This is a genomic window from Caballeronia zhejiangensis (genome assembly GCF_022879815.1).
GTDB lineage: Bacteria > Pseudomonadota > Gammaproteobacteria > Burkholderiales > Burkholderiaceae > Caballeronia > Caballeronia zhejiangensis.
Genome location: NZ_CP084286.1, coordinates 219,047 through 244,421, shown reverse-complemented (window position 1 = coordinate 244,421; position 25,375 = coordinate 219,047). Strand labels below are relative to the sequence as shown.

At 64.1% G+C, this 25,375-nt stretch carries 25 protein-coding genes and 1 pseudogene; 12 read left to right on the top strand and 14 right to left on the bottom strand.

Going from position 1 to position 25,375, the window contains the following annotated elements; all coding sequences use genetic code 11:
• The first annotated feature begins 44 nt into the window (after nt 1-44).
• Nucleotides 45-503: a septal ring lytic transglycosylase RlpA family protein gene (locus LDZ23_RS27300; protein WP_008346944.1), complete on the top strand. Its 459-nt coding sequence runs from the start codon at nt 45-47 to the stop codon at nt 501-503.
• 14 nt (nt 504-517) lie between these two features.
• Here the strand turns inward: LDZ23_RS27300 and LDZ23_RS27295 are convergent, their stop codons facing one another.
• Nucleotides 518-1,405 (bottom strand): PTS sugar transporter subunit IIA, encoded by an 888-nt coding sequence (locus LDZ23_RS27295; RefSeq protein WP_244808302.1) that lies wholly within the window; start codon nt 1,403-1,405, stop codon nt 518-520.
• A gap of 133 nt (nt 1,406-1,538) precedes the next feature.
• Entirely contained in the window at nt 1,539-1,808 is a 270-nt protein-coding gene (locus LDZ23_RS27290) for a hypothetical protein (protein WP_244808301.1), read from the bottom strand.
• Between the two features lie 203 nt (nt 1,809-2,011).
• Between LDZ23_RS27290 and LDZ23_RS27285 the strand changes: the two genes are divergently transcribed.
• Nucleotides 2,012-3,559 (top strand): methyl-accepting chemotaxis protein, encoded by a 1,548-nt coding sequence (locus LDZ23_RS27285; RefSeq protein WP_008346940.1) that lies wholly within the window; start codon nt 2,012-2,014, stop codon nt 3,557-3,559.
• 55 nt (nt 3,560-3,614) lie between these two features.
• A complete protein-coding gene (locus tag LDZ23_RS27280; protein WP_033537185.1) occupies nt 3,615-4,121 on the top strand; it encodes an NUDIX domain-containing protein in 507 nt (168 codons plus the stop codon).
• Here the strand turns inward: LDZ23_RS27280 and LDZ23_RS27275 are convergent.
• Together LDZ23_RS27275 and LDZ23_RS27270 are read right to left on the bottom strand one after the other, a co-directional pair.
• Complete coding sequence (locus LDZ23_RS27275) at nt 4,112-4,558, bottom strand: type II 3-dehydroquinate dehydratase (RefSeq protein ID WP_008346936.1); 447 nt, start codon at nt 4,556-4,558, stop codon at nt 4,112-4,114. The two genes, LDZ23_RS27280 and LDZ23_RS27275, sit on opposite strands and share 10 nt — an antisense overlap.
• A 4-nt stretch (nt 4,559-4,562) precedes the next feature.
• Nucleotides 4,563-5,846, bottom strand: coding sequence for an MFS transporter (locus LDZ23_RS27270; protein ID WP_008346933.1), 1,284 nt, complete (start codon nt 5,844-5,846; stop codon nt 4,563-4,565).
• 188 nt (nt 5,847-6,034) lie between these two features.
• Here LDZ23_RS27270 and LDZ23_RS27265 point away from each other — a divergent pair, with 188 nt between their 5' ends.
• Nucleotides 6,035-6,820, top strand: a complete 786-nt coding sequence (locus tag LDZ23_RS27265; protein ID WP_244808300.1) for an IclR family transcriptional regulator — start codon at nt 6,035-6,037, stop codon at nt 6,818-6,820.
• Nucleotides 6,821-6,952: 132 nt separating this feature from the next.
• Here LDZ23_RS27265 and otnC read toward each other — a convergent pair whose 3' ends face one another.
• Complete coding sequence (otnC, locus tag LDZ23_RS27260) at nt 6,953-7,588, bottom strand: 3-oxo-tetronate 4-phosphate decarboxylase (protein WP_008346930.1); 636 nt, start codon at nt 7,586-7,588, stop codon at nt 6,953-6,955.
• On the bottom strand, nt 7,588-8,889 hold the full coding sequence (gene otnK / locus LDZ23_RS27255; protein WP_034470207.1) for a 3-oxo-tetronate kinase: 1,302 nt from the start codon (nt 8,887-8,889) through the stop codon (nt 7,588-7,590). The genes otnC and otnK overlap by 1 nt, the downstream gene beginning before the upstream one ends.
• 186 nt (nt 8,890-9,075) lie before the next feature.
• Here otnK and LDZ23_RS27250 point away from each other — a divergent pair, with 186 nt between their 5' ends.
• The 4 genes from LDZ23_RS27250 (at nt 9,076) to LDZ23_RS27235 (ending at nt 14,579) form a co-directional block, all read left to right on the top strand.
• Nucleotides 9,076-10,455, top strand: coding sequence for a homoserine dehydrogenase NAD-binding protein (locus LDZ23_RS27250; protein ID WP_008346927.1), 1,380 nt, complete (start codon nt 9,076-9,078; stop codon nt 10,453-10,455).
• Nucleotides 10,456-10,514: 59 nt separating this feature from the next.
• Nucleotides 10,515-11,864 carry a GntT/GntP/DsdX family permease gene (locus tag LDZ23_RS27245; protein WP_033537184.1) on the top strand — a complete coding sequence of 450 codons (1,350 nt, stop codon included), beginning with the start codon at nt 10,515-10,517 and terminating at the stop codon, nt 11,862-11,864.
• Nucleotides 11,865-11,918: 54 nt separating this feature from the next.
• Nucleotides 11,919-12,728 (top strand): DeoR/GlpR family DNA-binding transcription regulator, encoded by an 810-nt coding sequence (locus tag LDZ23_RS27240; RefSeq protein ID WP_008346923.1) that lies wholly within the window; start codon nt 11,919-11,921, stop codon nt 12,726-12,728.
• Nucleotides 12,729-12,998: 270 nt separating this feature from the next.
• Nucleotides 12,999-14,579: an isocitrate lyase gene (locus LDZ23_RS27235; protein ID WP_008346921.1), complete on the top strand. Its 1,581-nt coding sequence runs from the start codon at nt 12,999-13,001 to the stop codon at nt 14,577-14,579.
• 72 nt (nt 14,580-14,651) lie between these two features.
• Here LDZ23_RS27235 and LDZ23_RS27230 read toward each other — a convergent pair whose 3' ends face one another.
• Together LDZ23_RS27230 and LDZ23_RS27225 are read right to left on the bottom strand one after the other, a co-directional pair.
• Complete coding sequence (locus LDZ23_RS27230; RefSeq protein WP_008346919.1) at nt 14,652-15,185, bottom strand: SRPBCC family protein; 534 nt, start codon at nt 15,183-15,185, stop codon at nt 14,652-14,654.
• A gap of 64 nt (nt 15,186-15,249) precedes the next feature.
• Entirely contained in the window at nt 15,250-15,468 is a 219-nt protein-coding gene (locus LDZ23_RS27225; RefSeq protein WP_404989940.1) for an ATP-binding protein, read from the bottom strand.
• A gap of 93 nt (nt 15,469-15,561) precedes the next feature.
• Between LDZ23_RS27225 and LDZ23_RS27220 the strand changes: the two are divergent.
• A pseudogene (locus tag LDZ23_RS27220) lies at nt 15,562-16,272 on the top strand (GNAT family N-acetyltransferase); the annotation flags it as partial.
• Between the two features lie 36 nt (nt 16,273-16,308).
• Here LDZ23_RS27220 and LDZ23_RS27215 read toward each other — a convergent pair.
• Both LDZ23_RS27215 and LDZ23_RS27210 read right to left on the bottom strand, forming a co-directional pair.
• Nucleotides 16,309-16,707 (bottom strand): FKBP-type peptidyl-prolyl cis-trans isomerase, encoded by a 399-nt coding sequence (locus LDZ23_RS27215; protein WP_008346914.1) that lies wholly within the window; start codon nt 16,705-16,707, stop codon nt 16,309-16,311.
• A 50-nt stretch (nt 16,708-16,757) separates the two neighbouring features.
• Nucleotides 16,758-17,054 (bottom strand): DUF4148 domain-containing protein, encoded by a 297-nt coding sequence (locus LDZ23_RS27210; protein WP_008346912.1) that lies wholly within the window; start codon nt 17,052-17,054, stop codon nt 16,758-16,760.
• A 238-nt stretch (nt 17,055-17,292) separates the two neighbouring features.
• Here LDZ23_RS27210 and LDZ23_RS27205 point away from each other — a divergent pair, with 238 nt between their 5' ends.
• Both LDZ23_RS27205 and LDZ23_RS27200 read left to right on the top strand, forming a co-directional pair.
• Complete coding sequence (locus LDZ23_RS27205; RefSeq protein ID WP_008346909.1) at nt 17,293-18,540, top strand: MFS transporter; 1,248 nt, start codon at nt 17,293-17,295, stop codon at nt 18,538-18,540.
• 57 nt (nt 18,541-18,597) lie between these two features.
• Nucleotides 18,598-19,527, top strand: a complete 930-nt coding sequence (locus LDZ23_RS27200) for a LysR family transcriptional regulator (RefSeq protein ID WP_008346907.1) — start codon at nt 18,598-18,600, stop codon at nt 19,525-19,527.
• A gap of 46 nt (nt 19,528-19,573) precedes the next feature.
• Here LDZ23_RS27200 and LDZ23_RS27195 read toward each other — a convergent pair whose 3' ends face one another.
• Nucleotides 19,574-20,455 (bottom strand): LysR family transcriptional regulator, encoded by an 882-nt coding sequence (locus tag LDZ23_RS27195; protein WP_008346906.1) that lies wholly within the window; start codon nt 20,453-20,455, stop codon nt 19,574-19,576.
• Between the two features lie 113 nt (nt 20,456-20,568).
• Between LDZ23_RS27195 and LDZ23_RS27190 the strand changes: the two genes are divergently transcribed.
• Nucleotides 20,569-21,768 (top strand): amidohydrolase family protein, encoded by a 1,200-nt coding sequence (locus LDZ23_RS27190; protein WP_008346905.1) that lies wholly within the window; start codon nt 20,569-20,571, stop codon nt 21,766-21,768.
• Between the two features lie 3 nt (nt 21,769-21,771).
• Here the strand turns inward: LDZ23_RS27190 and LDZ23_RS27185 are convergent, their stop codons facing one another.
• The 3 genes from LDZ23_RS27185 to LDZ23_RS27175 all read right to left on the bottom strand — a co-directional run bounded on the left by LDZ23_RS27185 (nt 21,772) and on the right by LDZ23_RS27175 (nt 25,221).
• A complete protein-coding gene (locus LDZ23_RS27185) occupies nt 21,772-22,608 on the bottom strand; it encodes a bifunctional allantoicase/(S)-ureidoglycine aminohydrolase (RefSeq protein WP_008346903.1) in 837 nt (278 codons plus the stop codon).
• 216 nt (nt 22,609-22,824) lie between these two features.
• Nucleotides 22,825-24,165, bottom strand: a complete 1,341-nt coding sequence (locus tag LDZ23_RS27180) for an ArsB/NhaD family transporter (protein ID WP_008346901.1) — start codon at nt 24,163-24,165, stop codon at nt 22,825-22,827.
• Nucleotides 24,166-24,183: 18 nt separating this feature from the next.
• On the bottom strand, nt 24,184-25,221 hold the full coding sequence (locus LDZ23_RS27175; protein WP_008346900.1) for an amino acid ABC transporter substrate-binding protein: 1,038 nt from the start codon (nt 25,219-25,221) through the stop codon (nt 24,184-24,186).
• Between the last annotated feature and the right edge of the window lie 154 nt (nt 25,222-25,375).

Sequence of the window (25,375 nt, the reverse complement as noted above, 5' to 3'; positions counted from 1 at the left end):
ACGCCGATGCAAAGTCGGGACATCGGATTCGAGAGGATAAGAACATGAAGCGGCTTCGGGCATTCGTATGCGTGTTGATGTCGACGTGTTTGAGCAGCGCTTATGCGGCGCACGAGACGGCATCGCCGAATCATCATCGTCATCACGCCAAGGCGAAGTCCGCGCATGCAAGCGGGATCGATCGCTCAGGCAAGCCGCGCAAGGGCGAGGCTTCGTACTACGGCCGCAAGTTCTACAAGAAAAAAATGGCCGATGGCACACACATGGATCCGCAGTCCAACGCGGCCGCGAGCAAGACCCTTCCGCTCGGCACCAAGGCGCGCGTCACGAATCTCGAGAACGGCAACAGCGATGTCGTCGAGATCAAGGACCGCGGTCCTTATGCGAAGAACCGGATCGTGGATGTATCGCCGAAGACGGCGGACAAGCTCGGGATCAAAAAGGATGGCACCGCACCCGTCGAAGTAAAGCCGATCGAAGTTCCGCAGGCGGAAACAAAGTAGGATGGCGAAATAAATCACGTCGCGCTTCGCGCGGGTCCGCTGACGGGGAAATCCGCGAAAAGCCTGCATACCGCAGTCGCATTGCGGCAGAGATGAAGTTGCTCGCGGAACCGATGATCGCAAAAGTGCTCCGCGACTTCACCGAGCAAATGCAGATGCGTCATGCTCACGCGCTCGGGAACGAAGAGGGCGATCACATCCGTCACCGGCTTTCCATCGGGCGCGGCGTAGGGAATCGGCGCTGCGGGGCGGATATACAGCGCCATCGCCTGATTCACTTCTTCGAGTTGTCCGTGCGGGACGGCAACGCCTTCGCCAAGCGCGGTCGAACCGAGCGCCTCGCGGGCCGCGAGGCATGACGTGACTTGATCCGCCGCGAATCCATATCGATGGTCGACGAAGCGCCCGATCGTGCTGAAAAGCGCGTCCCGATTCGCGATATCCGCGCCGAGCAATATGTGCTCCGGCGTCAGCAGGCCGGATAGCGAAGTCGGTTCGTCGCGCGGCTTGACGATATGCGCCGCCGAATCACCGCCGATCGAAACGCTGTGTTCCATGAGGTTGCGCCAGGCATCGGAAGGCGTGTCCGGAACTTCGAGCAAGCCGCTTACTTTTGCCGATGGCGCGACGTCGGACAGACGATCGATCGCGCCGTGAAGGGCCGTTCGCGGCAGGATCAGCGTGAGCCGGACGCGATCGCGTTCGTGCAGTGGCGTGACGCGTATCGTCAACGGTTCGCCCACGCAGTCGCGCACGAGCGAGCGGCGCAGCGGCGTGGCATGTTTTGCGTCGATGGTTACGTGAACCATCACATGACGGCTCTCGCCGAATGGCGCGACGCGGCCCGGCGCGGTTCTCGCGAAGCCCAATCGCGCGATGAAGGCTGACAGCGCGCTGACCATGTCGACTCCTTTACGGACGCGTGGCGAAGCAAGCACTTCAGCATAAACCCGCGCACATGAAGACGACGTAAAAATGCTCAGGCGTGTGGAGAGCGAGACTCGTATGAAGCGCTCACGGCGCTTTGCATCGTGATCAGAGGGACGGAAGGGACAAATCGCGCACGTCGGAAGAGCAAAACGCGACGCGCGCGCCGATCAGTGCATGCAGGTTATGTTGCAGGCAGCGTAGAAGATACGCGGAAGACTGATCTTCGCGTCCGAGTTGCCTTTGCTTTGCGAGGCGCGTCTGCTGCCGGGCGATCATCCCCTTGCAGTCTTGAATATGGCGGTCGATTACCGTCAATTCTTTGCTCAATCTGTCACCGATACGAGAAAAAGCCCGCCCTGAGAGAGGGCGGGCCATGCGTTGCGAGCGCGCTGAGGCGGGGGCCAAAGCGCCATTTCAGAATAGCCGGGTTCGTCGATGGAATGGCCGTCCGTAACTGATCCCAAACGGGCGGCTCATGGCGTTTTTCGGGCTCGCCGCCCTCCAGTTCCGGCCGGGGTTGCCGATAAACCAGCGATCCGCGTCCCAAAGCGCTCGCAGCGTCTATCCACACTTTCCCGATGAAACTCAGTCTCAAGATTCCCCTCGCATTCGCCGCCGCGCTCGTTTTGATGTTCGCCGGCGCCCTCTATGGCATTTTCGCGCTCAACGGCTCCATCGACGCGTACCGCACCGAAGTCGCGGCCAACGTCGCCAGCGAGCGCATGGTTTCGGAGATGCTCGTCACGTTCAAGCTGCAGGTGCAGGAGTGGAAGGACACGCTCCTGCGCGGCAAGGATCCGCAGAAGCTGCAGAAGTACTGGAGCGCTTTCGAAACCCGCGAGCGCACCGTCAACAAGCTCGCGGACGAACTCAAGCGCACGCTGCCCGCAGGAGAAGGCCGCGATCTGATCGAGCGATTCGCGTCCGCGCACCTCGCGATGGGCACCGGATACCGGCGCGGCTTCGAAGCGTTCAAGTCGGCGGGATTCGAGGCATCTGCCGGGGATAGCGCAGTTGCAGGCGTCGACCGTGAACCGGCCGAGCTGCTCGAACAGGCCGCGAGGAAAATCGCCGCCGACAGCGCCCGCGTCTCCGCGCAAGCCGACGCCGATGCGCGGCAGGCATCGTTCGCCAGCATCGCGTTGATGCTCGTCGTGCTGGCGCTCGCGCTCATCGGCGGATACGTGTTCAGCCGCAGCGTGTCGCGTCCGCTCAATCGTGCGCTGGGCTGCGCGCAGGCTGTTGCAACGGGCGATCTGTCGCTCGAGTTCGATGCGCGCGGCAAGGACGAAATCGCGGAACTGCTCGTCGCGCTCAAGCACATGCAGACGAGTCTCGCGAAGGTGGTCGGGCAGGTGCGTCATAACGCGGAAGGCGTCGCGACCGCGAGCGCGCAGATCGCATCGGGCAATCTCGATCTGTCCTCGCGTACCGAGGAACAGGCCGCATCGCTGCAGGAAACCGCGGCCAGCATGGAAGAAATCACGGCGACCGTGCGGCAGAACGCGGAGCACGCGGCCGCTGCGTCGTCGCTCGCGCAAACCGCATGGCAAACCGCTGCGTCCGGTGGCGACACGATGGAGCAGGTCATCGAGACCATGCAAGGCATCTCCGAAAGCTCGGGCAAGGTGAGCGAGATCATCGCCGTCATCGATGCCATCGCGTTCCAGACCAACATCCTCGCGTTGAACGCGGCCGTGGAAGCAGCGCGCGCCGGCGAGGAAGGGCGCGGCTTTGCGGTCGTCGCGGCCGAAGTCCGCTCGCTCGCGCAACGCAGCGCGTCGGCGGCGAAGGAGATCAAGGTGCTGATCGAACAGTCGACGGGCCGCGTCGAAACCGGCGCGGCGCTGGTGCGCGATGCGGGCGCGATCATCGCCGATATCGTCGGTTCGGTGCAACGCGTGACGGGCGTCGTCGGCGAGATTTCGGCGGCGTCGGAAGAGCAGCGCAGCGGCATCGAGCAAGTCAATCTGGCCGTGACGCAAATGGACGAAGTCACGCAGCAGAATGCCGCGCTGGTCGAGCAGGCGTCCGCGGCCGCGCACGCGCTGGCGGAACAGTCCGCGTCGCTGCGTGACGCGGTGGCGGTGTTCAGATTGCGCGGTGACGCGGTTCAGGCTGCATGAGCACGCGCGATAAACTGTGCCGCATGAACGCAACGAAACGGAAGACTCTCTGACGATGCAACGAAAGGAGCGAGCCCCCACGCGCAATCACGACCAGGCGCGGCCGGCCACGCTGATCGACTCTGTCTGGCGCGTGATGCTTCGCGTCGCGTTCCGGCTCGCGCGCGCGTGGTGGAGCCTTCGACAGCCTGAGCACGAAGGCGCGCTCGTGGCGATCTACGTCGGATCGATGCTCCTCCTGGTGAAGCCGTCGTATCGGCTCGAATGGAACTTGCCCGGCGGAAGTATCGACCCGGGCGAGACGCCTCATGCCGCGGCGCTGCGCGAACTCGAAGAAGAGATCGGCCTCACGTCGCATCCGCTACGCCCTGCGGGCAGCGCGTGCGGCATATGGGACGGACGGCGCGACACCGTGCATTTCTTCGAGCTGCATCTCGATGCGATGCCCGGATTGCGGCTCGATAATCGCGAGATCATCGCCGTGCACTGGGCGTCGCCGGAAGAATTGCGCGGCCTTGCGTTGACGGACGCAGCGGCCGCGTATTGCGAGACTCAGCTTTGATCGCCCCAGAGGTCGTCGACCGCGCGGATCGCGAGCAAGTAGCCGTTCGCGCCGGCTCCGCAGATGACCGCGGTGGCGGCCACCGAGATCGTCGAATGGCGATACTCCTCTGAGCGCCGATGAATGTTCGTGATGTGCACTTCCACCACCGGCCGGCGAATCAGCTTGACCGCGTCGAGCACCGGAATCCGCCCGAACGAAAAACCTGCCGGGTTGATGATCAGCGCGGCGTCCTGCAAGAACGCCTCCTGAATCCAGTCGATCAGTTGACTTTCGCTGTTGGTCTGACGGAATACGCAGTCGAACTTGAGCGTCTCGCCGAGCGCGAGACAGTTCTGTTCGATGTCCTTTAGCGTCGTATGCCCGTAGATGTGCGGCTCCCGTGCGCCGAGCATGTTCAGATTGGAGCCGTTGAGAATGTAGAGTTTGCGAGCCATGGTGTCAGTGGGTAGCGCTGCGTTCGAGGGACGTGTCTTTGGTTTCCCGCGACGTCGCGATCATGAGGAAGGAAAGCAGGTTCAGCGAGCCGCAGACAGCGACGATGGCCCACGGTGAACCGTGAAAGGCATTGAGCAGCGCGACCGCGACGATCGGCATCGGTCCGCCGGTGAGCAGATTGGCGCCGGAGTAGGACAGCGCGGAGCCCGTGTAGCGCGCTTCGGTCGGAAACGATTCTGCGAACCACACCGGCTGAATGCCGCTCTGGAACTGTGTGAAGCCGAGGAAGGCGCCCATCACGGCCATCGTCATGGCGATGGAGTGCTGATTGAGGATCGGAAAGTAGATCAGGCAGCAGATCAGCGTGCAGAAGGAGCCGATCATCAGCGCGCGCTTGCGCCCGATCCGGTCGCTCAGATAGCCGCCCGCCAGAGCGCCCACGATGGCGCAGACATTGGCGACCATCAGCAGCATGAAGCCGGTCTGTTTGGGCACGCCGAGGTTCTTCGTCAGATAGCTGAGCGAGAACACCACGATCAGATAGAACAGCGCAGCCGGGCCGCAGAAGAACAGCGTGAGGCGCAGCGCGGTGCGCCAGTGGAACTTGAATACGACGCCGAGGGGATTCGCGGCGCGCGCGCCTTCGCCTTTCTTCCTGAGCGCCTCGAATGCCGGCGTCTCGCTGACCTTCATGCGGATATAGATGCCGAGCAGCACGAGCACGAAACTCGCGAGGAACGGGATTCTCCATCCGAACGATTCGAAGTCATCGGCCGACAGCAAGGCGGACAACGTGAAGAGCGCGAGATTGGCGAGTATCTGGCTGAGCGGCGAGCAAATGCCGAGCAGGCCCGAATACAGCCCGCGCTTCGAAGCGGATGCGTGTTCGACGGCCATCAATTGCGCGCCCGTCGATTCCCCGCCGAGCGCGAAACCCTGAACGATGCGCAAGGAGACCAGCAACGTGGGCGCGAGGATGCCGACTTGCTGATAAGTGGGCAGCAGTCCCATCAGGAACGACGACGCGCCCATCACCGAGACCGTTATCAGCATGAGGTTGCGGCGTCCCCAGCGATCGCCGAGCATGCCGCAGATCACCGCGCCGAGGGGCCGCGCGGCAAGCCCGGCCCAGAAGCTCGCGAGCGATGCGAGCAGTGAGGCGGTCGGGTCGAGGGACGGGAAGAACAGCTTGGGAAAGATCGTGGCCGCGACCACGCCGTACAACGCGAAGTCGAACCATTCCAGCGCCGTACCGACGGTGGCGCCCGCCACCGCGCGACGCGCCATCAAGTGAGCCTGTGCGGATCGTTCGCTCGCGGCAATGTTTGGGTCAGCGATGACTGACATGACGTCTCCTGAATTTTCGGTATCTTCAAACGTTCGTTTCTGGTGACGAACAGATGCTATTGTTTGCGCTGCCAAAGCGAGGCGTTCCGCACCGGAACTGCGTTTCATATCACGAAAATAGCCAAACGATGTCGCTGAAAAACGGTCTGCGTGTCCTCGACTTTCTCGCGTCGCAAGGCGAAGGCGCGGGCCTTTTGGCCATCGCCGATGCGCTCGGCTTGCCGCGCAGCACATGCCACCGCGTGCTCGTCGAGCTCGTCGAAGGCGGCTATGTCAGGCAGATGGCCGATCACGGCCGCTACATCCTGACCATGCGGATGACATCGAACGGGCTGGAATTCCTGAGTCTCACGGGCATCGCGGATATCGCCCAGCCGATCATCGAACGCGTCGCCGCGCGGACCGGCGAACTGGCGCGTCTGTCGCTGGTGGACGGTGAAGCGATCATCTGGGTAGGGAAGGCAGACGGGCAACGCACCGGCTTTCGCTACGATCCCGACATGGGCCAGGCAGCGCAGCTTTCGTGCACATCGACCGGACACGCATGGCTCATGACGATGTCCGATGAACGCGCGGCCGCGCTCGTGCTGAAGCAGGGCTTCGGGCAGCCGAACGAGTTCGGACCCAATGCGCCGACGACGCTCAAGGCGCTACTCGGTTTCCTGCACGCGGCGCGCGCGCGTGGCTACGCGATGATCGACGAGGTGTTTGCGCCGCGCATGTCGGCGGTGGCCGTGCCTGTGGTCAGCGGCTCGCGCTGCGTCGGCGTGATCAGCCTGGCCGGTCCGCGCGTGCGGCTGACCGCCGAGAAGATTCACGAGTATTCGGTCCTGCTGCTCGAAGCTTCCAATGAGCTGGCCCAGTTGAGCAATCTCGCGGGATTTCCGAGCCGGCCGCCGCTCGGCAAGGGATGAGCGTTCGGCCCTTTCGGTCGCGCCCGGCAGCGACTCGCGCGGCATCGGGATCGGCCTGGTGCACAAGTTCTGATCGCGACGGCGTTCTGTCGACGATCGAACGCACATCTCACCGATTCGCTTGCTGCGCCGCTACCAGCGCACGCCAAAAGCCGCGCACAAGTCAGCGATGGCGGACTGATCCAGCGGAGCGGGACGCGGCGTCGTCATGAGCCACAGACGCGCGGTTTCTTCGAGTTCCTCGAGCGCATACGAAGCGTGCGAGACGCTGCGTTCCCACACTACCGGCCCGAGCCGTTCGAGCAATACGGCCCGCACGGACGACGCACGCCGCGCGATTTCCGCGGCCACCTGCGGGTCGCCCGGACGCCGGTATCGCACGAGCGGCACATGCCCGACCTTCATCACGTAGTACGGCGTGATGGGCGGCAGCACGTCTTCATCGCTCCATACGCCCGCGAGCGTCAGCGCGACGAGCGAAGTGGAATGCGTATGCACGATGCCGCGCGTATCGGCGTTGTTTTCGTAGATTCGGCGATGCAGTTCCAGCGTCTTCGATGGCCGCGCGCCCGACACATGCCGGCCTTGCGCATCGACCTTCGCGATGTCCGCCGGATCGAGCCGCCCGAGACAGGCGTCGGTCGGCGTGATGAGCCAGCCATCGTCGCAGCGCGCGCTGATATTGCCCGCGCTGCCCACGGTATAGCCGCGCGCATAGAGGCTCGCGCCGACCGCGCAGATTTCCTCGCGCAATTTCGCGTCGGTCATCACGAACGTTCTCCTTCGGCATAGCGCAGGGCCTTCGCGAAGAAATCGCGTGCGCCGAAGTTGCCCGACTTGAGCGCGAGCACGAGCGGCGTCTCGCCGAGCGCGACCGTGACGGGCACGCCCGGATCGATCGGCGGTCCGATCTGCAGCATGTCGACGCCGAGCGCCTGCACCACCGCGCCCGAGGTCTCGCCGCCCGCCACCACGAACTTGCGCACGCCGCGCGCCTTCGCCTCGCGGGCGATGGCGGCGAGCGCATCCTCGACGAGCTTGCCCGCCGCCGCGACGCCCAGCTCGCGTTGCACTTCGCTCACTTCGTCGGGCGCGGCGGTCGCATAGACCAGCACCGGCTGCGTCGCGTGCGTATCGATGAAAGCGAGCGCTGCCTCGACGACGGCTTCGCCACGCGCGAGCGCACGCGGATCGATGCGGTACGCGGGGCGCGTCTCGAGCCATTCCGCGACCTGCGCGTTGGTTGCCTTCGACGCGCTGCCTGCCAGAACGAGCGCCGGGCCGCTGACGGCCGGAAGATCGGCGGCCTTGTCGTTCGGCTCGATCAGTCCCGCGCGGCGGAAATTTTCCGGCAATCCGATGGCGACGCCCGAGCCGCCCGTGACGAGCGGCAACTCCGCGCACGCTTCGCCGAGCGTGCGCAGGTCGGCATCGGTGAGCGCATCGGCGATGGCGAGGCGCACGCCGTCGGCGCGCAGCTTCGCGATCGCGTCGCGCACGGCATCGGCGCCCGCCGCGACCGTCGCGCTCGCGATCAGGCCGACTGTCGACTTCGACTGACGCTGCAGCACGCGCACGAGGTTGGGATCGCGCATCGGCGTGAGCGGATGGTTCTCCATGCCGGATTCGTTGAGCAGCGCATCGCCGACGAACAGATGTCCGCGATACACGGTGCGCCCGTTCTCCGGAAACGCCGGGCAGGCGATCGCGAAGTCGCCTTCGCCGCCGTCGGCGAGCGCATCGAGCAGCGCCTCGGCAACCGGTCCGATGTTGCCCGCATCGGTCGAATCGAAGGTCGAGCAGTACTTGAAGAAAAACCGACGGCAGCCCTGGCCGCGCAGCCAGTCGAGCGCGGCGAGCGACTGCGCGATGGCGTCGTCCGCAGCGATGGTGCGCGATTTGAGCGCGACGACGAGCGCGTCGACATCGTCGAGCACGGCGGATGCTGGCACGCCGATGGTCTGGATCGTACGCATGCCGCCGCGCACCAGCGTGCTGGCGAGGTCGGTGGCGCCGGTGAAATCGTCGGCGATGCATCCCAGAACGGGACGGCGATGGCTTGTTTGCATGGTGTTCCCTCCGGCGGCCGATTGTACGGCGCAGTGAACATTCCGTGTTAATCGATGTTAAAAAAATTGACTGTAATGATAAAGAGCGTTAACGTCTGCTCCATTGGGCGCGGGCTGTGTCCGCGACCTGTCACCCCGTTCGCCGGCTAACGTGCGTCGGCAACGCTTTTTTGCGCGGATCCCAAGATGAACTTCGAACTTCTGTTTTCCCCGGCTTCGTCGGCGCACGCGGGCCAGCCGGTGCGTTACGCGCTGACCGGCGCGAAGGGCGGTTTCGCCCGCACGCTGCTCGCGCAGACGCGGCTGATGGCGCGCCTCTTTCCGGCGGTCCTGTGCGATCTCGACGTCGCCGGGTTGCGCGCGATGTGCATCGAGCTGGGTTTCGATGAAGCCGCGCTCGTCGAATGCGCCGATGCCGCGAGCGTCGCCGCGCTCGACGCCGGCAAGATCGCGCTCGTCGCCGACGTCGCGCTGATCGCCTCGGCGCAGTACGACATCCTCGTCGAAGCGACCGGCAATCCGTCGGTGGGCTATCGCGTGGCGGTCGCGGCGCTCATCGCGAAGCGCCACGTCGCGATGGTGAGCAAGGAAGTCGATTCGGTCGCGGGCGTGTCGCTCGCGCGGCTCGCCCAGCGCCAGGGCGTCGTCTACACGACGGCGGACGGCGATCAGCCGTCGAACCTGATCGGCTGGGTGACGTGGGCGCGCGTGCTGGGGCTCGATGTCGTCGCGGCGGGCAAGTCGAGCGAATACGACCTCGTGTTCGACGATGCGACCGGCAAGGTCACACAGCTCGATCAGACGTTCGAAGCGCCGGAACTCGCCGGCCTCATGTCGCTCGGCGACGACATTCCCGCGACGCTCGCCGCGCGCCGCGAAGCGCTGCGCGGCCGCAAGACATCGGCGACGGCGGATTACTGCGAGATGAGCGTCGTCGCGACGAACACGAACCTCGTATCCGACGTCGAACTGCTGCATTACCCGGTCGCGCGCACGACCGAACTTGCCGACATCTACGCGCTGCGCGAAGACGGCGGCGTGCTGTCGCGCTCGGGCGTCATCGACGTGTTCAACATGCTGCGCCGTCCCGACGAGGCGAGCTTCGCGGGCGGCGTGTTCGTCGTCGTGCGTACCTTCGATGCGCCGACGTGGGAACTGCTCGCGCAAAAGGGCCACGTCGTGAGCCGCAACGGCCGCTACGCGTGCCTGTATCTGCCGTATCACTTCATGGGCGTCGAGACGCCGATCACGCTGCTCGACGCGGTGCTGCACGGGCGTCCGTCGGGCGCGGCGAAGCCGGCGCAATGCGTCGTGCTGGCGGGCCGCGCGAACGTGGATATCGCCGCGGGCACGGTGCTGCACATGGGCGGCCATCATCACGACGTGACCGGCGTGCAGGCCGTGCTGCTCGATCGCAGGAACGCCCCCGCCGATGTCGCGCCGCTGTATCTCGCGGCTCACACGACGCTCGCACGCGATGTGAAGGCGGGCGAACTCATCACGATCGCCGATCTATACAACCCCGACGAAGCGCTGTTGAGCGCATGGACGACGGGCTGCGCCTGAGCGCCGCACGTTCCGATAACGACGAAATCATTCGAACACTGAATCAGGAAGGGGACACCATGCGGGGAGAATTCGGGACGATCACGATGGCCGTGATCGCGATTGTCGTGCTGATCGTTTTGATCGCGCGATACAGGCTGAGTCCGTTCATCGCGCTGACGCTGGTCGCGCTCGGACTCGGGCTCGCGGCGGGCGTGACGCCGGAGCACGCGATCGACAGCTTCACGAAGGGCTTCGGCGGCGCGCTGGCGCGCACCGGGCCGGTCGTGGGTCTGGGCGCGGTGCTGGGCGGCATCATGATCGGCACGGGCGGCGCGGACCGCATCGCGAATGCGTTCGTCGGCAAGCGGCCGTTGTGGCTCGCGCCGTGGACGGTCTGCGCGGCGGCGCTCTTGATCGGCATGCCGCATCTGTTCGACGTGAGCTTCATCATGCTCGCGCCGCTCGTCTATACGATCGCGCGGCGCACCGGCAGCCATCTGCTGTATATCGGCTTGCCGCTCGCAGCCGGCCTTTACGTGTCGCACGGTCTGCTGCCGCCGCATCCGGCGCCGACGCTCGCCGTGACCGCGTATCACGCCAACACCGGCCTCACGCTGCTTTACGGTCTCATCATCGCGATTCCGGCGGCGGTGATTACCGGTCCGCTCTTCACCGCGTTCGCGCGACGCAGCTTCGGCCCGGCGCCCGATCTTTCGAAGGGCCCCGGCGGCACGCGCACCGATGCGGAGAACGCCACCGACGTGTCGCTCGCGCTGTCCGTGCTGTGCCTGCTGATTCCGCCCGGACTGATGCTCGCGGGCACCGTCGGGATGGACTACAGCACGAAGGGCACCGGGCAATACGTGTTCTTCCAGTCGCTCAACGATCCGATCCTGTCGCTGCTTGCCGCGGTGATCTTCGCGTTCTTCGCGCTCGGCATCAAGGCGCGATTCCCGCTCGCTGACATGCAGAAGATGATCGGCAAGGGCATCGCGCCGCTCTCGGCGATCCTGCTGATTCTCGGCGCGGGCGGCGGCTTCAAGCAGATGCTGACATCGATCCATCTGGACACCATCATCGTCACGCACACGGCGAGCTGGGCCGTGAGCCCGCTCGTGCTGGCATGGGTGATCGCCGCGCTGCTGCGCGTGTGCGTCGGCTCGGCGACGGTCGCGACGGTGGCGGCTTCGGGCATCGTCGCGCCGCTGCTTATGTCGCATCCGGGCGTCTCGCCGGAACTGATGGTGCTCGCGACCGCATCCGGCGCGGTGATGCTGTCGCATGTGAACGACTCCGGCTTCTGGCTTTTCAAGGAGTATTTCCAGCTGACGGTCTCGCAGACCCTGCGGACGTGGACGCTGATGCTGTGCGTGCAGTCGCTGGTCGGGCTCGCGGGGGTGCTGCTCATCAACATGTTCATCGGCTAAGATAAGCGACCCCCGGCGAGCCCGCGCGCCGGGGCGCTTAATGAAGGTTTTCTCATGTCGAGCCAGGCCAAACCCGATGCATCCGATGTCCCGCTGATTCCCGATCAGCGGCGCGAGGCCATGCTGCGCCAGTTGCGCCGGGACAAGGTGCTGTCGGTGCATCAGCTGATGGAATCGTTCAACTGTTCGCACATGACGGTGCGGCGCGATATCGCCGCACTCGAGGAAGCCGGATTCGTCTATACGGTGCCGGGCGGCGTGCGGATCGCGAGTCATCTGAACAGCGAGCCGAGCCATCAGTCGAAGGCGGTCGTCGAACAGCCGCAGAAGCAGGCCATCGCGCGCCGCGCCGCAGAAGGTCTGCGCTCCGGCATGTCGATCTATCTCGATGCCGGCACGACCATGCTGTCGTTCGTGCCGCATATCGTCGAGCTGTCGGACATGACGGTCGTGACCAACGACTTCCAGATCGTGCGCGAACTCGCCAGCGCGACGCATGTGAACGTCATACACATCGGCGGACAGCTCGATCACCGGAACCTGTCGAGCGTCGGCACGCTCGCGGCGGCGACGCTGCGCCAGGTCGTGCTCGACGTCGCGTTCATCTCGGCGAGTTCGTGGGACTTGCGCCGTGGCGTGACCACGCCTTCCGCGCCGAAAGTCGAAGTCAAGCTCGCTGCGATGGAAGCCGCCTCGCGCAACGTGCTCACGGTCGCGAGTTCGAAATACGGAACGGTCGGGCTATACAAGGTAGCGAGTCTCGAAAGCTTCGATCAGGTCATCACCGACGATGGCCTCGCCCCGGCTGCCGCAACGGGCATCCGTCAATCGGGAATCGATCTGGCGCTGGCCGCAGTCGAGTGATCCCGGCGGCTCGCCGCACGCATCCATTTTTCGAAAGCGCGTTTCACATCGCGGGACACGCGTCGCGCGTGCGGCGCTTCGACTTTTCGCGGCTTGAAAGCGTGTTTTGCATCGCAAAAACGATCGGCCATCTCGTTGATTTAAAACGATAAATACTGTCTTGTGTCTTATATAAGACTTGGCTCGCCAGCAAAGAAAGGGCGTTACCATGTAGTCATGCGGTTTCGCTTCGACTATTCATCTAACGCGCTTTGTTCTTAGGAGAGTCACATGGCCCAGTATCAAGACGACATCAAGGCAGTTGCCGGTTTGAAAGAGAATCACGGCAGCGCGTGGAGTGCCATCAATCCCGAATATGCCGCGCGCATGCGTGCGCAGAACAAGTTCAAGACGGGCCTCGACATCGCGAAGTACACGGCGAAAATCATGCGTGCCGACATGGCCGCCTACGACGCCGACCCGTCGAAGTACACGCAGTCGCTCGGTTGCTGGCACGGATTCATCGGCCAGCAGAAGATGATCTCCATCAAGAAGCACTTCAACAGCACCGAGCGCCGTTACCTTTATCTGTCCGGCTGGATGGTCGCCGCGCTGCGCTCCGAGTTCGGTCCGCTGCCGGATCAGTCGATGCACGAAAAAACCTCGGTCAGCGCGCTGATCCGCGAGTTGTACACGTTCCTGCGCCAGGCCGACGCGCGTGAGTTGGGCGGCCTGTTCCGTCAGCTCGATGCGGCCGAAGGCGCTGCCAAGGCCGCCATTCAGGAAAAGATCGACAACCACGTGACGCACGTCGTGCCGATCATCGCCGACATCGACGCGGGTTTCGGCAACGCGGAAGCGACGTATCTGCTTGCCAAGCAGTTCATCGAAGCGGGCGCGTGCTGCATCCAGATCGAAAATCAGGTGTCCGACGAGAAGCAGTGCGGTCACCAGGACGGGAAAGTCACCGTGCCGCACGAGGATTTCCTCGCCAAGATTCGCGCGATCCGTTACGCGTTCCTGGAACTCGGTGTCGACGACGGCATCATCGTGGCGCGTACCGATTCGCTCGGCGCGGGCCTCACCAAGCAGATTGCCGTGACGCGCACACCGGGCGACCTGGGCGATCAATACAATTCGTTCCTCGATTGCGAAGAACTGACGGCGGACGAACTGGGCAATGGCGACGTCATCATCAAGCGTGACGGCAAGCTGCTGCGTCCCAAGCGCCTGCCGAGCAACCTGTTCCAGTTCCGTGCCGGCTCGGGCGAGGCGCGCTGCGTGCTGGATTGCGTCACCGCGCTGCAGAACGGCGCCGACCTGCTGTGGATCGAAACCGAGAAACCGCATATCGCGCAGATCGGCGGCATGGTCAGCGAGATCCGCAAGGTCATTCCGAACGCCAAGCTGGTGTACAACAACAGCCCGTCGTTCAACTGGACGCTGAACTTCCGCCAGCAGGCGTACGACGCGATGAAGGCCGCGGGCAAGGATGTTTCGGCCTACGACCGCGCCCAGTTGATGAGCGTGGAATACGATCAGACCGAACTCGCGCAGCTCGCCGATGAAAAGATCCGCACCTTCCAGGCCGACGCGTCGCGCGAAGCGGGCATCTTCCATCATCTGATCACGCTGCCGACGTATCACACGGCCGCGCTGTCGACCGACAATCTCGCCAAGGAATACTTCGGCGACCAGGGCATGCTGGGTTATGTGGCGGGCGTGCAGCGCAAGGAAATCCGTCAGGGCATCGCGTGCGTGAAGCACCAGAACATGTCCGGCTCGGACATCGGCGACGATCACAAGGAGTATTTCAGCGGCGAAGCGGCTTTGAAGGCGGCGGGGAAAGACAACACGATGAACCAGTTCTGATCGCGCTCGTACTTCACGCGAAATGACAAATGGCCCGATCGGCTTGCGCTGATCGGGCCATATTTGCGTTCATCAAGACCTACCGGGGAACGCGCCGCGCTGAATCAGGAATTCGTCCAGTTGCTCGAACGTTTCGGGCATTGCTTCGTCCATTCCCTCGATGGCGACGTCGAGCGCTTCCTTCGACGGATACAGCTCGTGCATCACGAGCAGCGTCTTGCCATCCTTCTCTTCGAAGGTCACGGTCGTGACGGCGCCATCGTCGCTTTCCTCGTTGGTCCAGACGAGGCGCGCATCCGGAACCACGTCGAGGTATCTGCCGAAGAACGCCATGGGCGCCGATGCCTCGGGATGAGCGAACGCCAGCCGATAGCGCCCGCCGACACGCACGTCCTGTTCGCACGAGAGCAGGGTCGCACCGCTCGACTTCGGTACCCACCATTGCCGGAAAAGCTCGGGCGTGGTCCACGCTTCGAACACGAGCCGCGGCGGCGCGTCGAAGATTCGCGTGATGACCATCTCGCGCTCGGACTTGCGCTCCGATGCGGTGCGGTTGCTCGTGCGGTTGTTCGTGCGGGCGGACTCATTTTCTCTGCTTGCGACCATCACGTTTCTCCTTGCGTTCGAGTTCCTCGATGACCGTGTCCAGCGCGTCGAAACGTTCATGCTTTCATGCACTGTCGATGCTCCGGCCGTTCGCCGCCACCAATGCGATGGTGAATTGTGCGCCACCTTCTTCGCGATTGACAGCCGCGATCCGCGCGCCGAATCCGTCGACGATGGGCGACGTGATCGCGAGCCCGAGGCCGGGTCCGTGTCCGCGCGGCTTGGTCGTGACGAGCGGATCGAACAGATGCGCGAAGTTTTCCGAAGGCGAGGTTCGCGGCACGCGCCGCATTCCGAAATTTCAGAATCGCTCGATTTTCGATGGCCGAGCTTTTAGACTGCGAGTTGCCCTTTCACGCAACGGAGCGCTTCACGCATGACGAGAACCAACGAATATCAGCAGCCGATCGGCGAAGCGGTAACGGACTGGAAAACGCGTGAGCGCCCGGCGCGCATCGGCATCGACGGCAGGCATTGCCGCATCGAGCCGCTCGACTTGGATCGCCACGCGGCCGATCTCTTCGATGCCTACGGCCGCGCACCGGACGGCAGCGACTGGACTTATCTTTTCGTCGGGCCGTTCGCGGATTTCGAAACCTTTCGCGACTATCTGGCGAAAGCCGCCGCGTCCGCCGATCCGCTGCATTACACGGTCATCGATTCGGCGAGCGGCAAGGCGGTCGGCACGCTCGCGCTGATGCGGATCGAGCCTGTGCATGGCGTCATCGAAATGGGCAGCGTCACGTTCTCGCCCCTGCTCAAGCAGACGCGCATATCGACGGAAGCGCAATATCTGCTGATGCGCCATGTTTTCGACGATTTGGGCTACAGGCGCTACGAATGGAAGTGCGACAGCCTGAACGCGCCTTCGCGCAAGGCGGCGCTTCGGCTCGGCTTCGAGTTCGAAGGCATCTTCAGGCAGGCGATCGTCTACAAGGGACGCAATCGCGATACGGCGTGGTACGCGATCATCGATAAGGACTGGCCGCGCATCCGGCGCGGCTTCGAACGCTGGCTCGCCGACGATAACTTCGACGTGAACGGCAGGCAGCGTGCATCGCTCGCGCAATTGCGGGACGAGGCCGCTTAGAAAGCGCATCGTCCGCGATTGCGCGTGCTTCGATTACTTCTTGATCTCGAGCAGTTCGACTTCGAACGTCAGGTCGCTGTTCGGCGGAATCGTGCCGACGCCGCGGCTGCCGTAGGCGGTTGCGGCCGGGCAGGTCAGCTTCGCCTTGCCGCCGACCTTGATCTTCTGCACGCCTTGCGTCCAGCACGGAATCACGCGGTTGAGCGGGAAGGTCGCGGGGCCGCCGTGCTTGCTCGAGCTGTCGAATTCGGTGCCGTCGGCGAGCGTGCCGCGATAGTTGACGCTCACGGTGTCGTCGGCGGTGGGTTGCGCGCCGGTGCCTTGCTTGAGGTGCTCGACGACGACACCCGACGGCAGCTTCTCGGTGGTGTTGGCGGCGAACGCGGTGGTTGCGATGGCGGATGCGGCGAGCAGAGCGATGACTGATTTCATGCGATAACCTCGTTGAACGGAAGGGCCATTATATCGACAGCCCTTTGGCCTCAATTCGTCCGCGCCTCCGGGCATTCCGTCCGGTACCAGATATCGACCTGACGTTGCGCCGCATGCAGATCGTCGGGATAGTACGGGTCGAAAAATTTCGACGGAACGTAGCCCGCTCGTTCGAGCGCGGCCAGTTCGCTCAGATTGCGCTCGCGCGTCAGCGGCGCGTGGTTTCTGAGCGCGGTGAGATCGCGGCATTGCGCAGCGCTCAGATTCGGCGCGCCTGGCTGCGAGCCGCCTGCGGCACAACCGGCGAGCGCAATGGCGAGCGCCGGGATCATCGATAGTGTTTTCATGTTGCGTTTTCCTCCGGTTCGGGGCGTCTATCGGAAGTATCCCTAGTTGAGCGGAAATCCGCTCGAACTGCTTCGCGCAGCCCGGCGAGCGCTGCAGCCGCGCCATTGTTTGCGAATCGCGAATGACGCATTCGGCGGTTCGCCCGTTCTTTTCGAAGCGCGTCTGAGTCACCCTCTGTTGCGTCGACGATGCCGCATTTCAACCACGCGGCGCGCGATTCTGACTCAGGAGACAAAGATGACCTCGAACCGGTGGGATACGTCCTACGAATGGAAAGCCGTGACGCTGCTTGCGCTCGGATTCGGCCTTGTCGGCCTCGATCGATGGCTGATCGCGCCGCTCTTTCCGGCAATGATGAAGGACCTGCATCTCACCGCGCAGGATGTCGGCAACTGCATCGGCATACTGGGGCTGTCGTGGGGCGTGTTCGCCGCGCTGATGGGCGGCATCTCCGACAAGATCGGACGTCGCAAAGTGCTGATTCCCGCGATCATCGCGTTTTCGCTGCTATCCGGATTTTCGGGCGTCGCGGGCGGCCTCGCCAGCCTGCTCGCCGTGCGCTCGCTGATGGGCGTCGCCGAAGGCTCGTTCTGTCCGACGAGTTTCGCCGCGACCGCCGACGCCTCGCATCCGAAGCGGCGCGGCTTCAATCTCGGGCTGCAGCAAAGCGGATTCGCGCTCTTCGGGCTTGCGCTTTCGCCGATCATCGCGACGCAACTGCTCAACGTCGTGTCGTGGCGCTGGGTGTTCGCGCTCGTGTCCATTCCCGGCTTGATACTCGGCGTGCTGATGTTCTTCGTGATTCGCGAACCGGCGTCGGCGCCTGCGCAACAGCAGGCCGCGAAGGGCAACTGGCGCGACGTGCTGAAGAGCCGCAACATTCCCGTCGCGATGGTCGCGCTCTTCTGCGCGATGACGGGCGTCTTCGTGCTCGGCGCGATGCTGCCGCTTTACCTCACCGACTATCTCGCGCTCGACACGCAGCGCATGGGCATCGTCGTATCGGCGATTGGCTTTGGCGGATTCGTCGGCCAGTTCGCGTTGCCGGGACTCTCCGATCTCGTCGGACGGCGGCTTGCGAGCATCGCCGGTTTCGCGGGCACGGCCGTCATGCTGTACGTGTTTCGCGGCGTCGGGGCGCAGCCGCTCGTTCTGTTCATCGTGCTGTTCGTGGCGTCGTTCTTCACGCTCGGCCTCGTTTCGCTGCTGTCAGGGCCGGTCGCGACGGAAGCGGCGCCGATCGGCATGGTGTCGACGGCGATCGGCATCGTCGTCGGCGCGGGCGAGATCTTCGGCGGCGGCGTGGCGCCCGCGATCGCGGGTTTCGTCGCTACACGATTCGGAATCCAGAATATTCTCTGGCTCCCGATTTGCGCGGTGATTCTGGGCATCGGCGTGAGCCTGCTGCTCGAAGAGACCGCGCCCGCCCGCGTGCGCGGAAAAGCGCGCGGCGTGGGGCTCGTCGGAGGCGAGCAGCCCGAGTAAGCGCATACGCGCGCTGCGGATACACTGACATGCTGGACACGCTCGAAAGGGACCAGCATGGATCGTTTTCTCAGCATAGAGGCCTTCGTGCGCGTGGCGGAGACCAGCAGCTTCGCGGAAGCGGCGCGGCAGCTCGGCGTCGCCAGTTCGGTCGTCACCACGCGCATTCAGCAGTTGGAGAAATTCCTCAATGTGCCGCTGTTTCATCGCAGCACGCGGCACGTCAGGCTATCCGATGTCGGCGAGGCGTTCTATCGGGACTGCGCGGAAGTGGTGGGGCGCGTCAACGAACTGACCGACCAGATGCGCGAGTTGCGCGCGACACCGACCGGGCGGCTGCGCATTCAGATGTTGCCGGGCTTCGCGCTGGGTCACTTCGGCGCATCGCTGGCCGAATTCAATCGACGGTATCCCGGCATCCAGCTCGACGTGATCGTCAACGACCGTGTCGTCGATCCGATCGAAGAGGGCTTCGACGTCGCGTTCCAGATCTTTCCGGCGATCTCCGAATCGCTGATCGAGCGGCGTCTCTTCACCGTCCGGCGGCTCTTTTGCGCCGCGCCTTCCTACGTGAACGAACATGGCGCGCCCCGGCATCCGCGCGAACTGCTCGATCACAGGACGGCGCTTTACTCGGGCTATCCGTCGCGCAATCGCTGGACGATGACGCGCGGCAGCGAGGTCGTCGAAATAGAACTGCCGGGCATCGTGCGTTCGAATTCGGTGCACTTGCTGCACGACTACGCGCTGACGGGCGGCGGCGTGGTGTGCCTGCCGACGCTCGTCGCGAGCGCGTCGCTGCTCAATGGCTCGCTCGTGCCGATTCTGCCGGACTACGCGCTCTCTCCGATGAACTTCGCAGCCGTCTATCCCGCGACGCAGCGGCAAGGGCTCAAGGTGAAAGCGCTGGTCGAATTTCTCGCCGAGCGGCTGGGTCCGGAGCCGGCGTGGGACGTGCCGCTCATCGAACGAGGATGGGTTAGTTAGCCATGCAACTAACTGTCCTTTCGCGCCCGTCCCTTGAACAACGCGCTCAACGACGCTGCGGCCCGAACATGCGCGACAAGGCCCGCGCGAGTTCCTTCACAACGGCATCGGCAGTCGGGTGATGCAGCAGCGCGATATCCATTGTCTCGATGGCGGGCAAGCCGCTTTTCGCTGTCAGCACGACGTGATCCGGCGATACGGCGCGCGCCGGAAGCAGGCTGATGCCCAGACCATCGGCGACGGCCGCCTGGATGCCGCTCAGACTCGAACAGATGAACGCGAGCCGCCAGCGTCGGCCGATGCTTTCGATCGCATGGGTCATGTCGTCGCGATACAGCCCGCGCGGCGGAAACGCGACGAGCGGAATCGGATCGAGTTGAATCGACGGATTCGTCGCGCTGTCGATCCATCGCAATTGCTCGGGCCATGTCGCGACGGCTTCGCGGCTATTGCGCCGCTGCTTCACGAGGACGAGATCGAGATCGCCGCGATCGTAGCTGTTGCTCAGATCGCGGACCAGTCCGCTCGTCACTTCGAGCTTCACTTGCGGATGCTTGCGATTGAAGGCCGCGAGCATGTGCGTCGTCGGTCCGCCGACGAAGTCTTCCGGCACGCCGAGCCGGACCGTCACGCCGACGTTCGCGCCCGATAGCGCCTCGATCATTTCGTCGTTGAGCGCGAGCATGCGGCGCGCGTAGGCGAGCAGGGTTTCACCGGCGTCGGTCGGGCGAACATCGCCGCTGCCGCGTTCGAGCAGCTTGTGCCCCGCCATGTCCTCGAGCCGGCGCACCTTCTGGCTGATCGTCGATTGCGTCGAATGAAGCCGCGCGGATGCGGCGGTGAAGGTGCCGCAATCGGCCACCATGACGATGGCCTTCAACAAGTCGAGGTCGAACAGCGGCGTGCGTGCGTTGGGAAGGTGTTTCATCGACCCGATGGATCTTCGAATGGGACATCGACTTCTATCACGCGCGAAGGGCGCTGGCAATCGCGTGATAGTGTTCCGGTAGGGCAGTGCGTCCGCTTACCGATATCGCCGACATGACTCGTTCTCTCTATCTCTGCAATGTCCGCCTGGCCGATGGCCAACAGGTTTCCGTATCCATCGTCGATGGTCGTATCGACGCGCTCGGCGCAGATGCCGCCGCCCCACGCGATGCGCAGATCGAAGACGGCGGCGGCGCGTTGCTGCTGCCGGGCTTCGTCGAAGGTCATACGCATGTCGATAAGAGCAACTGGGGGCGTCCGTGGTATCGCAACGAAGTCGGCCCGCTGCTCACCGATCGCATCGGCAACGAACGCGAATGGCGCAGGACATCGGGACACGATGCGGCCGCGCAATCGCTCGCGCTGTCGCGTGCATTCGTGGCTGCGGGCACGACGCGTCTGCGCACGCACGTCGATATCGACACCGACGCACGCCTGCGCCATCTCGAAGGCGTACTCGCAACACGGCAGACGATGCGCGATACGCTCGACATGCAGATCGTCGCGTTTCCGCAGTCGGGCATGCTGATTCGTCCGGGCACCGTCGAGCTGCTCGGCGAAGCGCTCGCAGAAGGCGCCGATGTGCTCGGCGCGCTCGATCCCGCGTTGATCGACGGCGATCCGGTCGCATCGTTGAACGCGACCTTGGCGCTCGCGCAACGCTATCGCAAGCCGATCGACATCCATCTGCACGAACCGGGCGAGATCGGCGCGTTCACGCTGAAACTGCTGCTGGATCGCGTGCAAGCGTCGGGCATGCAGGGACAGGTCGTCGTCAGTCACGGCTTTTGTCTTGGCGCGCTGCCGGAGCGCGAGCGCGATGTGCTGCTCGATCGCATCGCTGATTTGCGCGTGGCGCTGCTGACGAGCGCGCCGCCTTCGTGCACGGTGCCGCCGCTCAAGCTATGCCGCGAGAAGGGCATCACGATGTTCGGCGGCAACGACGGCATCCGCGATACATGGACGCCGTACGGCGTGCCCGACATGCTCGAACGCGCGATGCTGATCGGCATGCGCTACGACTTGCGGCGCGACGACGATCTCACGATCGCGTTCGATTGCGTGAGCGATGCGGCAGCGCGCGGCTGCGGTTTCGCGGACTACGGCCTGCGCGTGGGCGCGCGCGCGGATCTCGTGCTCGTCGATGCCGAGACCGTCGCCCATGCGGTCGTGACGCGGCCCGTGCGCAAGCTCGTCGTTGCGAACGGACGTATCGTCGCGCGCGACGGCGTGCTGACGCCGCCTCGCGCATGACGCTCAACGCGGTGCGTTGAGCGTCAGCTTCATATGGCGGTTCACGTCCTTGTACAGCAGATAGCGGAAGCGGCTCGGTCCGCCCGCATAACAGGCTTGCGGACAGAATGCGCGCAGCCACATGAAGTCGCCGGCTTCGACTTCGACCCAGTCCTGATTCAGCCGATACACCGCCTTGCCTTCGAGCACATACAGGCCGTGCTCCATCACGTGCGTTTCTGCGAACGGAATCACGCCGCCCGGCTGGAACGTAACGATGTTGACGTGCATGTCGTGACGCATGTCGCTGGTATCGACGAAACGCGTCGTCACCCAGCGGCCTTCGGTGCCCGGCATCGGAATCGGCTCGATGTCCTGCTCGTTCGTGACGAACGCTTCGGGAAGCGGCACGCCATCGACGGCTTCATAGTGCTTGCGAACCCAGTGAAAACGCGCCGCATCCTTATGACGATTGCGCAACTGCCAGTTCGTGCCGGGCGGAATGAACGCATACCCGCCTGTCTTCAGAACATGCAAGGTGCCTTGCAAAGTCAGTTCGATCTCGCCTTCGACGACGAACAGCACGCCTTCGGCATTCGGGTCCTGTTCGGGCTTTTCGCTGCCGCCGCCCGGCGCCACTTCCATGATGTATTGCGAGAACGTCTCGGCGAATCCGGTAAGCGGACGCGCGAGCACCCAGAGACGCGTCTTGTCCCAGAACGGCAGATGACTCGTGACGATATCGCGCATCACGCCTTTGGGAATGACGGCATACGCTTCAGTGAACATCGCGCGATCGGTGAGCAGCTCGGTCTGCGATGGATGACCGCCGTGCGGCGCGTAGTACGTGTTGCTTGACATACGAAAGTCTCCGTTAGGTTCACGCCGTCGTCGTGATTTCGACGCCTTGGTCGTCCGGCTTTCCCGGACGCGAATGACAGGCGCGACGAATTTACCCGGCAGAACACATACAAAATATCGGAGATGCGCGCTATCGACAAATTAAATGTTCGAATGCAGGGTATCCATTTCCTGAATGGGGCAGCGAACGATTCTTTATGCAGACGCTTACGAAGATCAGCGAAGAACATGCCCGAGCACGATCACATACACCGCCGTGATCGCAAGCTGACATAAGGTGAACGGCAATCCATAGCGCAGAAAGCGCCCGAAGCTGACCGGCGCGCCTTCCTGCGCGCAGATTCCCGCTGCCACGATGTTCGCCGCCGAGCCGACGAGCGTCGCGTTGCCGCCGAGCGTCGCGCCGTACATCATGCCGATGAAGACCGGAATCACCGCGTCGGGCCACTGCGTGAACTGGTCGGAGAGCGCGGCCTCCGGCACGAATTCCGCCGTGACGAGATAGCCCTTGACCATCACGATCGACGCAGCCGCGACCGGCACGTTCGCGAGCACGGAAGAGAGCAGGCCGATGCCGCCGATCATCGCGAGCGCGACGAGCGCGAGTCGCGTGCCGAACACTTCATACAGCTTGAGCGACATGACTTGCAGCAGTCCCGTCTTGGCCATGCCCTGCACGAGACAGAAAATGCAGGTGAGGAACAGCAGCGTCTTCCAGTCGACGTCGCGCAGCACGCGATCGGTCGGCTCGACCCTGAACGCATACGCGACGAGCAGCGCGAGCGCACTCGCGATCACGGCGACGACGGGTGGCACGATGCGCGTCGGCAACTCTTCGCCGAGCACGAAGAGGACCATCATCAGCGCGAGCACGACGACGGCGAGCGCCGCGTACACGGGCCGCTTGAGCTTCGTTCCCGGGCTGCGCGGCGGTAGCGGCGTGACGCTGCGCCAGATGCCGCGCATGAGGATCGGCAAGAGCGGAATCACGACGATGATCGCGAGCAGACCACCGAGGCTCGCGCGCCGCAGATACTCGCCGAAGCTCATGCCGATCGAACTGCCGACGAGAAACGTCGCCGGATCGCCGACGAGCGTCAGCAGGCCGGCGGCGTTGCTGAGCAGGGCGGTGAGGATCAGCGGCGGCACGATATCGAGTTCGAGCGCGCGCGCGACGCGAACGATGATCGGCGCGAGCAGGATCACCGTCGTCGCGTTGGGAAGCAAGGCGCATAGCGGCGCGACGATCACGATCAAGAGAAGCAGGAAGCGCTTGCCGCTGCCCGCCGTCGCGCGCAGATAGTATTCGCCGACGAGATCGAAGAGACCCGTCGTCGAAAGAATCCGCGCGACGATCATGCCGCCGAACAGCAGGCTGATCGGTCCTGCCGCGGTGCGCGCGGTCGCGATCAGATCCTGCTCGTCGATGATGCCGAGCGCGATCAGCACGCTTGCACCGACGAGCGCGGCGACGGCCATGTCGATCAGATCGAAGGCGATCACGAGGATCACCGCCGAGAACACGCCGACTACGAGATAGATTTGCCAATCGCTCATGATGGGCTCGCGCGGGCGCTATTGCATCGGCGGCGCGTACATCAGGCCGCCGCGTCGGTAGAGTTCGTTCAGTCCGCGTTCGAGTTTGAGCGGACTTCCGGTGCCGAGATTGCGGTCGAACATTTCTCCGTAATTGCCGGCGCTTTTCAGCGCACGAATCGTCCAGCCGGGGTCGATGCCGAGCGTCGCGGTGACGCTCGCATCCGGCACGAGCGCGCGGGCCACGATCGGATCGCGGACGCGCTCCGCTTCGTTGCTCCGCGTCACGCCGACTTCTTCGGCGGTGATGAGCGTGAAGAGCACCCAGCGGACGATGACGAGCCAGCGGTGATCGTCGCCGCGCACGGCGGGCGCGTGCGGCTGCTTCGAGATTCGCTCGGTCAGGATCGTCATGGACGACGGGCCGCCCGGCGCGCGGCTGCGCAGCGTGGCGAGCAGGGAGGTATCGGCGGTCACGGCGCCGCATCGGCCGGAGACGAACGCGTGCTCCAGTTCCGTCACCGAGCCGAGCACGAGCGGCTTCAGGTCGAGCGCGTTCGCATTCGAATAGCCGGCGAGATTGCTTTCGCTCGTGGTCTCGCGTTGCACGCAGACCGTGGCGCCCCTGAGCGACGCGAGCGTGCGAATGCCGCTCTTCGCCGGCACCATGAACGCCTGAGCGTCATAGAACAGCACGCCCGCGAACTGCACGGCGAGCGTGCCTTCGCGCAGCAGCGTCCAGGTCGTGTTGCGCGCGAGCAGATCGACGCGGCCCGTCCTGAGCGCCGGAAAACGCGCGGACGTCCTGAGTGGAACGAAGGCGACCTTGTTCGCGTCGCCGAGCGTCGCGGCGGCCACCGCGCGGCAGAAGTCCGCGTCGATGCCCGACCAGTGTCCGGACGCATCCTGCTGTGAAAAGCCCGCGATGCCGTCGCTGACGCCGCATCGCAGAACGCCGCGCGCCTTGACTTGCGCGAGCGTGTCCGATCCCGCCGCGAGGACGGGCGCGCCCGATGTCAGCAGCGCGAGCAGCACGGCGCCGACGATCGCGATGAATCTCCCCGATGCGTTTGCCATCGTCTTCTCTTGTTGAAGACTTCCGTTCACGGCGTATTGCCACGCAGTTCATGCTCGAAAGGCGAGCGTGTGATATTGCTTGTTTCTACCCGTTCGAAGAGACACGTGACAATAAGGTTGTAGACGAAAACGGATTCAGTTCAAGCGGTCATTT